The sequence below is a fragment of the Mesorhizobium opportunistum WSM2075 genome, assembly GCF_000176035.2.
GTDB lineage: Bacteria > Pseudomonadota > Alphaproteobacteria > Rhizobiales > Rhizobiaceae > Mesorhizobium > Mesorhizobium opportunistum.
The window spans coordinates 4,147,909-4,161,120 of the sequence record NC_015675.1; the positions used below are offsets into that span (position 1 = coordinate 4,147,909).

At 63.1% G+C, this 13,212-nt stretch carries 14 protein-coding genes; 7 read left to right on the forward strand and 7 right to left on the reverse strand.

Annotated features, from left to right (window positions below; genetic code table 11):
• Nucleotides 1–93 precede the first annotated feature (93 nt).
• Complete coding sequence (recJ, locus tag MESOP_RS20000; RefSeq protein ID WP_013895153.1) at nt 94–1,875, forward strand: single-stranded-DNA-specific exonuclease RecJ; 1,782 nt, start codon at nt 94–96, stop codon at nt 1,873–1,875.
• Between the two features lie 21 nt (nt 1,876–1,896).
• Here recJ and MESOP_RS20005 read toward each other — a convergent pair whose 3' ends face one another.
• The 4 genes from MESOP_RS20005 to folE form a co-directional block, all read right to left on the reverse strand.
• Nucleotides 1,897–2,454 carry a dihydrofolate reductase family protein gene (locus tag MESOP_RS20005; RefSeq protein WP_013895154.1) on the reverse strand — a complete coding sequence of 186 codons (558 nt, stop codon included), beginning with the start codon at nt 2,452–2,454 and terminating at the stop codon, nt 1,897–1,899.
• 158 nt (nt 2,455–2,612) lie between these two features.
• Entirely contained in the window at nt 2,613–3,587 is a 975-nt protein-coding gene (locus tag MESOP_RS20010; RefSeq protein ID WP_174324779.1) for a patatin family protein, read from the reverse strand.
• A gap of 81 nt (nt 3,588–3,668) precedes the next feature.
• Complete coding sequence (gene hisI, locus MESOP_RS20015; protein ID WP_041164852.1) at nt 3,669–4,127, reverse strand: phosphoribosyl-AMP cyclohydrolase; 459 nt, start codon at nt 4,125–4,127, stop codon at nt 3,669–3,671.
• Nucleotides 4,128–4,218: 91 nt separating this feature from the next.
• Nucleotides 4,219–4,854, reverse strand: coding sequence for a GTP cyclohydrolase I FolE (folE, locus tag MESOP_RS20020; protein ID WP_013895157.1), 636 nt, complete (start codon nt 4,852–4,854; stop codon nt 4,219–4,221).
• Between the two features lie 241 nt (nt 4,855–5,095).
• Here folE and MESOP_RS20025 point away from each other — a divergent pair, with 241 nt between their 5' ends.
• On the forward strand, nt 5,096–5,542 hold the full coding sequence (locus MESOP_RS20025; protein WP_013895158.1) for an iron-sulfur cluster assembly scaffold protein: 447 nt from the start codon (nt 5,096–5,098) through the stop codon (nt 5,540–5,542).
• Here the strand turns inward: MESOP_RS20025 and MESOP_RS20030 are convergent.
• A complete protein-coding gene (locus tag MESOP_RS20030) occupies nt 5,539–6,453 on the reverse strand; it encodes a LysR substrate-binding domain-containing protein (protein ID WP_013895159.1) in 915 nt (304 codons plus the stop codon). The two genes, MESOP_RS20025 and MESOP_RS20030, sit on opposite strands and share 4 nt — an antisense overlap.
• A gap of 93 nt (nt 6,454–6,546) precedes the next feature.
• Between MESOP_RS20030 and MESOP_RS35745 the strand changes: the two genes are divergently transcribed.
• The 3 genes from MESOP_RS35745 to blaOXA all read left to right on the forward strand — a co-directional run bounded on the left by MESOP_RS35745 (nt 6,547) and on the right by blaOXA (nt 8,118).
• Entirely contained in the window at nt 6,547–6,705 is a 159-nt protein-coding gene (locus tag MESOP_RS35745; protein ID WP_013895160.1) for a hypothetical protein, read from the forward strand.
• Nucleotides 6,706–6,779: 74 nt separating this feature from the next.
• Complete coding sequence (gene yidD, locus MESOP_RS20035; protein WP_013895161.1) at nt 6,780–7,154, forward strand: membrane protein insertion efficiency factor YidD; 375 nt, start codon at nt 6,780–6,782, stop codon at nt 7,152–7,154.
• 142 nt (nt 7,155–7,296) lie between these two features.
• Nucleotides 7,297–8,118: a class D beta-lactamase gene (blaOXA, locus tag MESOP_RS20040; protein WP_013895162.1), complete on the forward strand. Its 822-nt coding sequence runs from the start codon at nt 7,297–7,299 to the stop codon at nt 8,116–8,118.
• Between the two features lie 5 nt (nt 8,119–8,123).
• Here blaOXA and MESOP_RS20045 read toward each other — a convergent pair whose 3' ends face one another.
• Nucleotides 8,124–8,996, reverse strand: a complete 873-nt coding sequence (locus MESOP_RS20045) for an SAM-dependent methyltransferase (protein ID WP_245264913.1) — start codon at nt 8,994–8,996, stop codon at nt 8,124–8,126.
• A 173-nt stretch (nt 8,997–9,169) separates the two neighbouring features.
• On the opposite strand from MESOP_RS20045, the gene thrS reads away from it, so the two are divergent.
• Nucleotides 9,170–11,146: a threonine--tRNA ligase gene (gene thrS, locus MESOP_RS20050; protein ID WP_013895164.1), complete on the forward strand. Its 1,977-nt coding sequence runs from the start codon at nt 9,170–9,172 to the stop codon at nt 11,144–11,146.
• An 84-nt stretch (nt 11,147–11,230) separates the two neighbouring features.
• On the forward strand, nt 11,231–12,169 hold the full coding sequence (locus MESOP_RS20055) for a lysophospholipid acyltransferase family protein (RefSeq protein ID WP_013895165.1): 939 nt from the start codon (nt 11,231–11,233) through the stop codon (nt 12,167–12,169).
• A gap of 2 nt (nt 12,170–12,171) precedes the next feature.
• On the opposite strand, the gene MESOP_RS20060 is transcribed toward MESOP_RS20055, so the two are convergent.
• Entirely contained in the window at nt 12,172–13,134 is a 963-nt protein-coding gene (locus MESOP_RS20060) for a hypothetical protein (protein WP_013895166.1), read from the reverse strand.
• Nucleotides 13,135–13,212 lie beyond the last annotated feature (78 nt).

Below are 13,212 nucleotides of genomic sequence, written 5' to 3' on the forward strand. Positions count from 1 at the left end.
TTTCTTGAATTGTCCCGCGACGTCTGCCGCCGTGAAGCTTGGTTTTGCCCGCCTTCGGCCTATCCTGCACCGAACTATGAGTCGGCAAAGCGCATGATGGGCGAAAGGCGCCTCTTCCTCGATGTCAGGCAGTCGGCCACCGGTCTCGCCTGGGAGCATCGGCTGACCGAACGGCAGGACATGATCGCGCTCGCGATTGCGCAAGGCCATGGGGTGCCCGACATCGTCGCGCGCGTGCTGGCCGGACGCGGCGTTACCGCCGATGAGACCGAGCGGTTTCTCGACCCGACGATCCGCGACCTGTTGCCGGATCCGGCATCGCTGACCGACATGGACAGGGCAGCGGCCCGCATCGCGGCGGCGGTGATGGCCAAGGAAAAGGTGGCGATCTTCGGCGACTACGATGTCGACGGCGCCGCCTCGTCCGCCTTGCTGAAGCGGTTCCTGACGCATTTCTCGGTGCCGTCGGAAATCTACATTCCGGATCGCATCTTCGAGGGCTATGGCCCTAATCCCGATGCCATGCGCGAACTCGTCTCGCGTGGCGCGACGCTGATCGTCACCGTCGATTGCGGCACCAACAGTGCCGTTTCCGTCGATGCGGCCAACGCGGCTGGCGCCGATGTGGTGGTGCTGGATCACCATCAGGTTGGCGGCGCCTTGCCGGCGGCGATTGCCGTCGTCAATCCCAACCGCGACGATGACCTTTCCGGGCAGGGCCATCTCTGCGCCGCCGGTGTCGTCTTCCTTGCCCTGGTGCAGACTGCAAGGGTCCTGCGCGGCCTGACCGACGCGCCGCCGCCGGACCTGCTTTCGCTGCTCGATCTCGCGGCACTTGCCACCGTGTGCGACGTGGTGCCGCTTACCGGCGTCAACCGCGCCTTCGTGGTCAAGGGGCTGCAGGTTGCGCGCCAGCAGAAGAATGAGGGGCTGGCGGCACTGGCGCGGGTTTCGCGCATCGGCGAACCAATCAGCACCTTTCATCTCGCCTATCTGATCGGTCCCCGCATCAATGCCGGCGGACGCATCGGCGATGCGGCACTCGGCAGCCGGCTGCTTGCGACCGACGATCCGGTCGAGGCCCGCACCATCGCCGAGACGCTCGACCGGCTCAACCAGGAGCGGCAGCTGATGGAGCAGGAGATGCTGGCGGCGGCCCGCGCCGAGGCCGATGCCGAGCTTGCCGGCGGCAGCGGTCCGGCGATCGTCGTTACCGCCAGCAACAACTGGCATCCCGGCATTGTCGGCCTGCTCGCCTCGCGGCTGAAGGATCACGCGCGCCGACCGGCTTTCGCCATCGCCTTCAATGCCGTGGGCATAGGTACCGGTTCGGGCCGTTCGGTGTCGGGCTTCGACCTCGGCCGGCTTGTGCGCGAAGCCGCCACTGCCGGGCTGATCGTCAAGGGCGGCGGCCATGGCATGGCGGCCGGCATCACCGTGGAGCGCGCCAGGCTCGGCGAGCTCAGGGCGTTCTTCGAGGAACGGGCGGCCGCCGACGTGTTTCGGCTGCAGGACGAGGAAAGCCTCGCGATCGACGGCGCGCTTGCCGCCGAAGGCGCGACGCTCGGCCTGCTCGATGCGCTGGAAAAGGCGGGGCCATTCGGCGCCGGCCACGTGGCGCCGGTTTTCGTGCTGCCGCGGCATCGGCTGGCCGACGCCCGGTCGGTCGGCACCAACCACATCCGCTGCGAATTACAATCCGACAGCGGCGGCCGCATCCAGGCGATCGCCTTTCGCGCGGTCGACACGGTGCTGGGCGAATTCCTGTTCAAGAACCGCGGCAAGACGGTGCACGTCGCCGGCTCGCTGTCGGGCAATCACTGGAACGGCAACCGCACGGTGCAGTTCCGCATCATCGACGCTGCGCGGGCGTAACAGCACCGGAGGCCGCGGAATTCAGCTGGCCGGCGCATAACGCAGCAGCGTCACGCCCTGGGTCAGGCTTTCCGTGCCAAGCGGTCTCAGCGTCAGCGATTGGCCGGGCTGGAAGTATGGCTTGCCGGCGCCAAGCACGACGGGATGCATGTAAAGCCTGAATTCGTCGACGAGACCGGCACGTGACAAGGAGGCGGCGAGATCGGCGCCGCCGAGGATGACGAGGCCGTCCGTCTCGGCCTTGAGCGACCTTACGGTGGTCCCGGCATCGCCATTCACCAGCCGGGCGTTCGGTCCGACCTCTCGGAGCGTGGTCGAGAATACGATTTTTGGCGTCTCTCGCCACGCGCAGGCAAAATCCCGCTCGACCTCGGTGTCGCCGGTCTCGCGGTCAGGGCTGTCCCAGAAGCGCATCATCTCGTACATGCGTCGTCCGGCTAGGACGACCGAGGCCCGTCGCATCATGTCGTTGAAATGCTGGTGCAGCTCTGCCTCGGGAACGGGCAGAGCGATGTCCCCGTCCGGTCCGGCTATGTAGCCATCCAAGGACGTCAGCATGGAATAGACGATCTTGGCCATCCGCGTGCCTCCGTTCCATCTCTTGTAAACGAGCATAACCATTGCGTTTTGCAATCGGTTTGTCTCGTAGAGGCAAAATGGAATCGACGTAAAGCCGGTCGGACGAAGCATCTCCCTGGACATGAGATGCAGCGGCGCCTTCAAGCGATTGACGTATTCTAAGCCAGAACCGTCTGAAGCCGGGCCAGTTCGCCGATCTGCGCCATGGTCGCCTGGTAGCCGAGCTGGATCGCCTCGTCGGCACGGTGGAACTCGGTCAGGCCGATATGGCTAAGCTTGGGCTGCAGCGACATGTCGGGCGGATCGCCGGCAAGCCTGGCGCGCGAAATGCGGTCCTGGATGATGTTGAAGGCCTCGACCATGACGCCGGTGATGCCAAGCCGCGTCTGATGCGACTGGCGCTCCGGATCCGGTTGACCGACCCGCGGCGCGTCCTTTTCGACAACCAGTTCGCCGGCGCTGTGTTTTATCACTGCGGCACGGCCGAACAGGTCGTAGTGAAGATTGACCGCCACGACCAGCGGCTGCTCGTAGGCTCGGCAGACCGACACCGGGACCGGATTGACCAGCGCGCCATCGACCAGCACGCGGCCATTGCAATTCACCGGCTCGAACACGCCAGGCAGTGCATAGGAAGCGCGCATGGCTGTGATCAGTGAGCCGCTCGACAGCCAGATTTCGTGGCCAGTGCGGATTTCGGAAGTGACGGCGACGAACGGCTTGGGCAGGTCCTCGAAGCGAACGCCCGCCACATGTTCGCGCAGGCGCGCATCGAGTTTCATGCCGCCGAACAGGCCGCTGCCGCGCAAATTGAGATCGAGCAGGCCGAAGATGCGCCGCCTCGTAAGGCTGCGGGCGAACTCTTCCAGCTCGTCCAGTTTGCCGGCGAGATAACAGCCGCCGACCAGTGCGCCTATCGAGGTGCCGGCGATCATCGACACTTCAATGCCGGCCTCATCGAGCGCGCGCAGCACGCCGATATGGGCCCAGCCTCTGGCGCAACCACCGCCAAGGGCGAGCGAAATGCCTGTTTTCCTGGGAGATTTGGTTTCGGATGCGCCACCGGGCGAGGACAGGCCGTTGGCCTCCCTGACATCTGGTCTGTTACGCAATGACGCCCACTCGAGCATCATGATCTCCCTTGTCCCATGTCCTTTGTAGCGGAAGGACGTTTGAGAATAGTGAACATGGGTGGTTTGTGAATATTGAATGGTTCACAGAGGCTTCCGATACGTCTCTTCCGCATCGAACAGCGGCTTGCTGCCATCGTCGGCAAGGGTCCCCTTGCCATCGACCAGCCCCACCGTCCGATAAAAGCAAGAACGCCGGCCCGTGTGACAGGTTGCGTCGTGGCCCAACACTTTGACGCGCAACCATATGGCGTCCTGGTCACAATCCGTGAGCATCTCGACGACATGCTGGAGATTGCCCGAGGTTTCGCCCTTTTTCCAAAGTGCGTTGCGCGACCGCGACCAGTAGTGCGCGATGCCTGTTTCCAGCGTCAGCGCCAGCGCTTGCGCGTTCATGTGCGCGACCATCAAAAGCATACCGTCGGCGGCATCAGTGACGACGACGGTCACAAGGCCCGAGGCATCGAAGCGCGGTGAAAACACCGCGCCTTCTTCCAAGGCCTTCTTGTCTGACGGAGCTTTTGGAAATTCCAGTGCCGACATCGCCGATGTATTTTCCTGTTCGACCATGACTTATCCCGAAAACCGGTTTCCACTTTTCGGGATCATGGTCGGGCGATGCCGGTGACGGGGCTTATATCCCGCCGCCGCGCACCATGGTGACAAAACGAACCTGCTCCTCGGGCGTGTCCTTGAAGACGCCGGTGAAGGTGGAGGTCAGCGTGGTGGAGCCTTGCTTGCGGATGCCGCGCATGGCCATGCACATGTGCTCGGCCTCGATCATGACGGCGACGCCGCGAGGATTGAGCACGTCCTGGATGACGCCGGCGATCTGCGCGGTCAGGGCTTCCTGCGTCTGCAGGCGATGGGCAAAGATATCGACGACGCGCGCGATCTTGGACAGGCCGACGACCTTGCCGTCCGGCAGATAGCCGACATGCGCCTTGCCGATGATCGGCACCATGTGGTGCTCGCAATGCGAATGGAACTGGATATCCTTGACGATGACGAGATCATCATAGCCAGCGACTTCCTCGAAGGTGCGGCCGAGTTCCTCCGCGGGGCACATGTCGTAGCCGCCGAACATTTCGCGATAGGCCTTGGCCACGCGCTTGGGCGTGTCGACCAGTCCCTCGCGATCCGGATTGTCGCCGGTCCAGCGCAGCAATGTGCGCACGGCGGCCTCGACTTCGGCTTCGCTCGGCCGGTCGGTGACCGGCTTTTCCATGTAGGCGGACTGGGGCATGAGTTTCTTGATGACGGCATCCATAAAAAGGCGTCTCCCGTAGTTCCTCTCACAGGAGGAACGAGTTGAACGGACCACGACCTTTCGGTGTCGGAAACTCGCCCCGTTTCCAGCCCCGTAAGCGGCGTGAACTTCCCGGCAAGGACATTGGCTTGCGCAGCCTTGTCGATACCGATCTGCCAGCATTATATAAGGTCATGGCGAGCGAAAGGAAGACACGGCAGCGGCAATCGCTGTTCGCTTGGCGGCGATGGATTGGAAAATAATGATCAACGATGTCTACAATGCGAAAATTCTCGGTTTTGCCGGAAATATCGCGCGCATCGGCCGGCTCGATCACCCCGACGCGACCGCAAAAGCCCATTCCAAGCTGTGTGGGTCGACCGTCACCGTCGACCTCAAGATGCAGGACGGCGTGGTCACCGACTTCGCCCATGACGTGAAGGCGTGCGCGCTCGGCCAGGCCTCGTCCTCGATCATGGCGCAGCATGTCGTCGGCGCGAATGCCGGGGAATTGCGCGCGGTGCGCGAGACCATGCTGAAGATGTTGAAGGAAAATGGCGAGCCGCCCGACGGGCGCTTCGCCGACCTGAAGTATCTGGAACCGGTGCGCGACTACAAGGCACGCCATGCCTCGACCATGCTGACCTTCGACGCCGTGGTCGACGCCATCGGCCAGATCGAGAAGAAGCGCGCCGAAGAAGCGGCTTAGGTTTCGCTGGAAGCGCGCCTGCTTTCGGCGAATTCGCTTCTAACCCAGTCGGCGAAGGCCAAGGCCGGCTCCGAGAGATCACGCAGACTTCTGGCCACCAGCCAATAGGCGCCTGACGCGACGTCGATGTCGAATGGCTTGATCAGTGCGCCGGATGCGACTTCTCCACCGATCTGCAAGAGATCGCCGAGCGCTACGCCATGTCCAAGCAAGGCGGCCTGCTTTGAAAGCGATGCGTCCGCCAGCATGGGGCCTCGCGCGGGTATGGCATCGGGCGGCACGCCGGCTGCCTCGAACCAGCGTGTCCATCCCTGGCGATTTTCCTCATGCAAAAGTGTGTAGTTGGCAAGGTCGATCGGCTTCTCAAGAGGAGGGCCTGAGGCAAGCAGAGCCGGCGACAGGACCGGGGAGTCAACCGTCGAGGCAAGCCGCTCGGCCTGGCTGCGGGGCCACGAGGAAGCGTAGGCGCTGAAGCGAAGGGCGAGTTCAGGCTGACCGCTGCGGAATTCGATCAGTCTGGGATCGACTTCGAGGGACACGTCGATATCGGGCCGCATCTGGCGAAACCGGTTGAGCCGGGGGACCAGCCAAACCGATGCCAGCGACGGCTCGACGCTGACACGAACCACGGACTGCGCCGGAATCGCGACCAATTCCGAAAGCAATTTGTCGATGTCGTCGAAACTCCTGACCAATTGGGAAAGCAGCCGCCGGCCTGCATCCGTCAGTTCGACGCGGCGGTGATGGCGTTCGAACAGGGGCTGGTGCAGGAAGGTTTCGAGCTCGCGGATCTGTCGGCTGATCGCCGCCTGCGAAACGAAAAGTTCTTCGGCCGCGCGGCTGAAGCTCAGAAGACGGCCGGCAGCCTCGAAACTCCTCAGTGCCGTCAGGGGAAGTCGTCCACGCTTCATTCGTATAATCTCAAGTTATCCGAAGTGGAAATTATACTCGTTTGAAGGCGAAGGCCAGCGGCGGTCTAATCCGTGTCGAAGGAGACACGGGTCATGATCCAGTTCCTGAGCATCTTCGGCGATGTCATGCGGATCGCAACGTTTCAGTGGCGCGAGGAGAGGCAGCACGCAAAGCGATGTGAAGAGCCGGCCAGCCTTGACCGGTGGACACATGCGGCCGACCGGCAGCCATTTCGCCGTTTCCGTTCGTGACAGCAAGGCGGTGGGATTGCGTTCTCCCGCACATGCCCACATCTATCGCGTGGAAACGCGATACGGAGACAGCAGTGGGCGACCGGCACGGGCATGTGCATCCAGCGGAACCGCCGAGGCGCGGCCGCAACTGGTCCGGCCCGTGGCGCAAGACGCCTGGCCGTCTCCTCGGCACGTCGATCGTACGCCTCTACCAGCTGACGCTGTCCGGCTTTGTCGGCAACTCCTGCCGCCATCTGCCGACCTGTTCGGAATACGCGCATGAGGCGATCGCCAGGCATGGCCTGTGGGCCGGCGGCTGGATGGGATTTTTCCGGGTGCTGCGCTGTGGGCCATTCGGCACGCATGGCGTCGACCTCGTGCCGGAAGTGCTGGCGGATCGTTATGTCTGGTTCATGCCCTGGCGGTATTGGCGGATCGGCAAGAAACGCCGGGAAGTGCAGGGGTGATTGTGCCGATGCGCTAATACGGCCGTTTTTACGATCCGGTAGGGTTAACGCAAGCCTGCACAAAGACTGCGCATTTGAGACAAAATCGAGACAAGAGACCTCGCTAAGCCGCTCGCGAACATCCTTCTGGAGCGAGCAGCACATGCGCAATTTCGACCGTCTTCCCTTCATCTTCGCCGGCATCCTTTTCCTGCTTGCCTGGCTGCTGGGATTTCCGATGCGCGCGCAATCGGCGCCACTTGGCGATGTGCAGTGCACGCTGATCGCCGATGCGGCGAGCGGCAAGACGCTTTACCAGGATGGCATCTGCGATCAGCGGTTCAGCCCGGCCTCGACATTCAAGGTGCCGCTCTCGCTGATCGGCTACGATGCCGGGATCCTGAGCGGCGAGCACACGCCGGCCTGGGACTACAAGCCCGAATTCAAAGCGGTGAAACGGGATCAAAAGACCGTCGATCCGGTGATCTGGGAGCGGGACTCGATCATCTGGTACTCGCGGGAGATCACCCGCCGGCTCGGCAACGAGAAATTTGCCGGCTATGTCTCGAAACTCGGTTACGGCAACAGCGACGTGTCCGGCAATCCCGGCAAGGACGATAGCTTGACCCATTCCTGGGTGAACTCCTCGCTCAAGATCACGCCGGTCGAGCAGGTCGATTTCCTGCGCAAGCTGCTTGCCCGCCAACTGCCGGTGTCGGCCAAGGCATATGACATGACATCGGCCATCATCCCGACGTTCCAGGCCGGGGGCTGGACCGTGCAGGGCAAGACCGGCAGCACCAGGCTTGGCGGTGACGCGGACAAGGACAAGCGCTCGCTGGGCTGGTTCGTTGGCTGGGCGAAAAAGGACGGCCGCCAGATTGTCTTCGCGCGGCTGGTCGTCGATGCCACCCGCACCGACATGCCCAAGGGACTGAAGACCCGGGCCGCGTTCCTGAAGGATCTGCCGCTGCTGGTGAAATAGATCGGTCAGGTGCTCCGGCGCGCACGGATGATGTGGCCGCCGGAGTTGGCTGTCCTTTCCATCGGAGTTCTGGAAAGGCGAGCGGCGATATCGCTGCTCTCGAGATCCTCGGTCTCGTCGAAGCCGAGGCCGCGGAGAGATTGTGCCAGCTCACCGGGAACGAAGAAGCTGATCCATGGCTCCCCGACAGCGGCAACGCGTGCCGCGTGGAAAGCCAGGGCAGCCTGGCCCGCCGCATCGCGGTTCTCAACCGGTTCGCTGTAGTCGAACACCACCTCCGAGCGGGGAATACCGGCTATCCAGGACAGCGTCTTGAAGATCGCTTCCTTCGTCAGGTAGGGGACGACCCCCAGCCAGATGAAGAAGCTCGGTTCGGTCGACTGCAAACCGGCCGCGGCCAATTCCGCTGACAGGCTCTGCCGCTCGAACTCGACCGGCACGAACGTCGTGGCGGATGGTTCGGCAAGACCAGCATTGGCAATGCATTTGCGTTTCCAGGCCTGCGTCGCCGGGTGGTCGACTTCGAACACGCTGAGATCCGGATACGGATTGCGCAGCGAAAACGTGTCGAGGCCGGCGCCAAGTACGACGAGTTGCCGAACGCCGCGACGAACCGCCGCCGCCAGCCAGTCCTCGGCGAACCGGGCGCGCGCGCTCACGAACAGGCGCATGCGCCGGCGGCGCTCGTCTTCCTGCTCAAGCTCCTGTGCCGTGGGAGCCGCTTCACCCAGTATCGCGATCGCGTAAGGATCGCGAAACAGCCCCGCCTGCGGTGAAAACTGATGCAGGGCCCTTATGCGTGCGACGCCAAGGGCGGTTCGGCTGGGTGTAGCGTCTTCCATGCTGATGATTCCAGTTGGTGTCGTGCCTTTTCGCAAGGCTCTGCGACATCTGTAGCGACGTTTCCTGACGGTTGCGCCAATTGCCGCTCTTTACCTGACGCGGCACTGCCTCTAAAACCCGCCCGCTGCCGGTTGTCCATGTGATTTGGCGCATCCGGCTTTACCCACGACCACCCGCGCTCGTTTGCGGGACTGGATAGGAGATACACATGCTGAATTCCGTTTCCCTGACATTTCCCGATGGCTCCGTCCGCGACTACGACGCGGCGATGACCGGTGCGGGCCTTGCCGAATCGATCTCGAAGTCGCTGGCCAAGAAGGCCGTCGCCTACGCCATCGACGGCACCGTGCGCGATCTCTCCGACCCGCTCGGCAAGTCCGGCAAGGTCGAGATCATCACCCGCGACGATGCGCGCGCCCTTGAGCTCATCCGCCACGACACCGCGCATGTGCTGGCGGAAGCCGTGCAGGAATTGTGGCCGGGGACGCAGGTGACGATCGGGCCGGTGATCGAGAACGGATTCTATTACGACTTCGCCCGCAACGAGCCGTTCACCCCCGACGATTTCCCGGTGATCGAGAAGAAGATGCGCGAGATCATTGCGCGCAACAAGCCGTTCACCAAGGAAGTCTGGTCGCGCGAGCAGGCGAAAAAAGTGTTTGCCGACAAGGGCGAACGCTACAAGCTCGAGCTGATCGACGCCATTCCCGAAGACCAGGATCTCAAGATCTACGCGCAGGGCGACTGGTTCGATCTATGCCGCGGTCCGCACATGGCCTCGACCGGCCAGATCGGCAACGCCTTCAAACTGATGAAGGTGGCCGGTGCCTATTGGCGCGGCGACTCGAACAACCCGATGCTGACCCGCATCTACGGCACGGCCTGGGCCGACCAGGCGCAGCTCGATGCCTACCAGACGATGCTGGAGGAAGCCGAGAAGCGCGACCACCGCAAGCTCGGCCGTGAGATGGACCTGTTCCATTTCCAGGAAGAGGGGCCAGGCGTCGTCTTCTGGCACGCCAAGGGCTGGAAGATGTTCCAGAACCTGGTCAACTACATGCGCCGCCGCCTCGACGAGCAGGGCTACCAGGAGGTCAACGCACCACAGGTGCTCGACAAGAGCCTGTGGGAGACGTCGGGCCACTGGGGCTGGTATCGCGACGCGATGTTCAAGGTGACGGTCGCCGGCGACGACACCGACGACGACCGCGTCTTCGCGCTGAAGCCGATGAACTGCCCGGGCCACGTGCAGATTTTCAAGCATGGGTTGAAGTCATACCGCGATCTGCCCGTAAAACTTGCGGAATTCGGCAATGTGCATCGCTACGAACCGTCAGGTGCGCTGCACGGGCTGATGCGCGTGCGCGGCTTCACGCAGGACGATGCGCACATCTTCTGCACCGAGGAACAACTCGCGGCGGAATGCCTGCGCATCAACGACCTGATCCTGTCGACCTACGCCGATTTCGGTTTTGAAGAGGTCAGCGTGAAGCTGTCGACGCGGCCAGACAAGCGCGTCGGCACGGATGAGGCTTGGGATCATGCCGAGGCGATCATGGGCAACGTTCTGGAGACGATCAGGACGCGCTCGGGCAACCGCATCAAGACCTCGATCAATCCGGGCGAGGGCGCCTTCTACGGGCCGAAGTTCGAATATGTGCTCAAGGATGCCATCGGCCGCGAATGGCAGTGCGGCACCACGCAGGTCGACTTCAACCTGCCGGAGCGTTTCGGCGCCTTCTACATCGGCTCGGATTCGGAGAAGAAGCAGCCCGTCATGGTGCACCGCGCCATCTGCGGTTCGATGGAGCGTTTTCTCGGCATCCTGATCGAGAACTACTCCGGCCATTTCCCGCTGTGGTTCGCACCGCTGCAGGTGGTGGTGGCGACGATCACGTCGGAGGCGGACGGCTATGCGACCGAAGTGGTGGCAAAGCTGAAGGCGGCCGGACTTCTGGCGGAAGCCGACCTGCGCAACGAGAAGATCAACTACAAGGTCCGCGAACATTCGCTGGCCAAGGTCCCGGTCATTCTCGTCTGCGGCAAGCGCGAGGCGGAGGAACAGACGGTCAATATCCGCCGGCTCGGCTCACGCGACCAGCAATCGCTTGGCCTTGCCGAGGCGATCGCACAGCTGACCGAGGAAGCGATCACACCCGATCGCCGCCGCAAGCGCGCTGCCTGATTTGAACAGCCCTTCCGGTCATGGCGGTGGAGTGCTCCACCGCCATTTTCATATCCCTGTCACGGCGACCCTGTAACGAGCCCCATGCTCAAGCTGAAATTGCGCGAACGGCCCTTTCCCGAACTTTCCTACGCCAACCCGCGCCAGCCGGCGCTGGCGCGCTGGTTCATTCATTCGGTCGAAGGCCTGTCGGGCCGTGATCGTTTCGCGGCACTCTATGATTTCTGGCGCCGCCAGGTGGTGCCAAGCGGCGAGCGGGTGTTCAGCCGCATGATGGAACTGATCGACGTCGGTGTGCGGACCGCCGATCAATGGCCGCCGGCGCAATTGCCCGACACACCACTCGTGATCGTCGCCAACCATCCGTTCGGCATCGGCGACGGCATTGCGGTGCTTTCGCTGGCCGAGCAGTTGGGGCGGCCTTTCCGGGTGATGATCCACAAGGATTTGCTCAAGATCCGCGAGATGGAGCCTTATTCGCTGCCGATCGACTTTTCCGAGACCAAGGACGCGCTGAAGAACAACATGGCCGTGCGCCATGAGGCAGTGCGGCTGCTCAGGGAAGGCGTCACCATCGTGGTGTTTCCGGCCGGCGGCGTCGCCACAGCGCCAAAAGGGTTTGGCCGGGCGCGCGACCTGCCGTGGAAGATGTTTCCGGCCCGTCTCGTCCAGGAGGCGAAAGCATCGGTCATTCCAATGCATTTTTCCGGGCAGAACGGCAGGCTGTTCCATCTGGTCAGCGGCCCGATGAACATGGCCGAGCGCGATGGCCGTGTGGCCAAATTCGTCGGCAAGGCGTCGCTGACCCTGCGCACGTCGCTGCTGATCCGCGAGTTCGCACGGCTGTCGGGCAAGGCGATCGACGTGCGCGTTGGCGATGTGCTGCGCTGGAGCGAGTTGGAGCCTTTGCGCGATCGCAAGCTGCTGCTCGAGCGTCTCTATCGCGGTGTGTTCGATCTGGCGCCGACACAGCCGCGCCGCCGGATTCCGTTCCTGCCGGCGCGAACGAAGCTGGCTGCTTAAGGCTAGTCCGCGCCTTCTTCAGGATCCATTGCTGCAGCCTCGGTGGCAAGAACCTCGATTTCCTGGTTCTGTCCGCCGACGACCGTGAAGTCCTTCTGGTAGATGCGGTCGCGGTTCTTGGCGATGATGGTGTAGTCGCCCTCGGCAAGCACCATCGAGGCGAAGGCGCCGACGGTCTCCTTGATCGGATCGCCGGATTCGTTGAGCAGCGACCACGAGGTATCGGCGATTGCCTCGCCGCCCGATTCGCGCACCAGCTTCATCGTGATTTCGGCGGCATGGTGCTCGACGGTGGCCTCGGTCAGCTTGCCGGCCTCGACGCGGATGTCGGAGCGGATGACCGCGTTGACCGCGCCGTAGGTCGATACGACATGGTAGATGCCGGCGTTGAGCCGCACGACGCTGTTGGGCTCGACGTCGGGGATGATCAGCGCGCGGTCGCCATTGGCCTCCGCCGTGCCCTCGTAGATCGAGAAGCGCAGCTTTTTCGGCGGAATGCGCACGCCGCCGGACAGCACCGCGTCGAGCTTCAAGCCGCCGGCGTCGAGCACCAGGCTTTCGCGCTTGGCTTCCTTGCCGACCGTGATGCGCTTGGTGGCGCCGGCCCGGCCGTAGGACGCATGGACCAGATAGCTGCCCGGTTCGAGCTGGAAGACGGCGTTGCCGCCATGCGCGGAGGCGACCATCGGCAATTTGCCGTTGACGGCCTCAGGCTTGAAGACACGCCAGACCAGGCCACGGGTGATATCGGCGCCTTTGTCGGTCAACTGGGCCGACAGAGTGATGGCGCCACCGCCGCCAAGCGCCAGCGAGGTTTCGCTCTTGGGCGTCGCATAGCTCGAAATTCCGGGAAGTTTCAGGTCGCCGACGCCGTCCTTTTCCTGTGCGGCAGCCATGGTGACCGGCAGCAGGAACAGCGCGGCGCAGAGCCGGACCAGGAAAAGACGCAGTCGCCCCTCAAACATGCCTTGCGTTGAAGCCCATGGCGGTGGCAATTTCAAGGCTTAAGAGTCCGATCCACGACTCTTCAGTCCGGCGCTTGC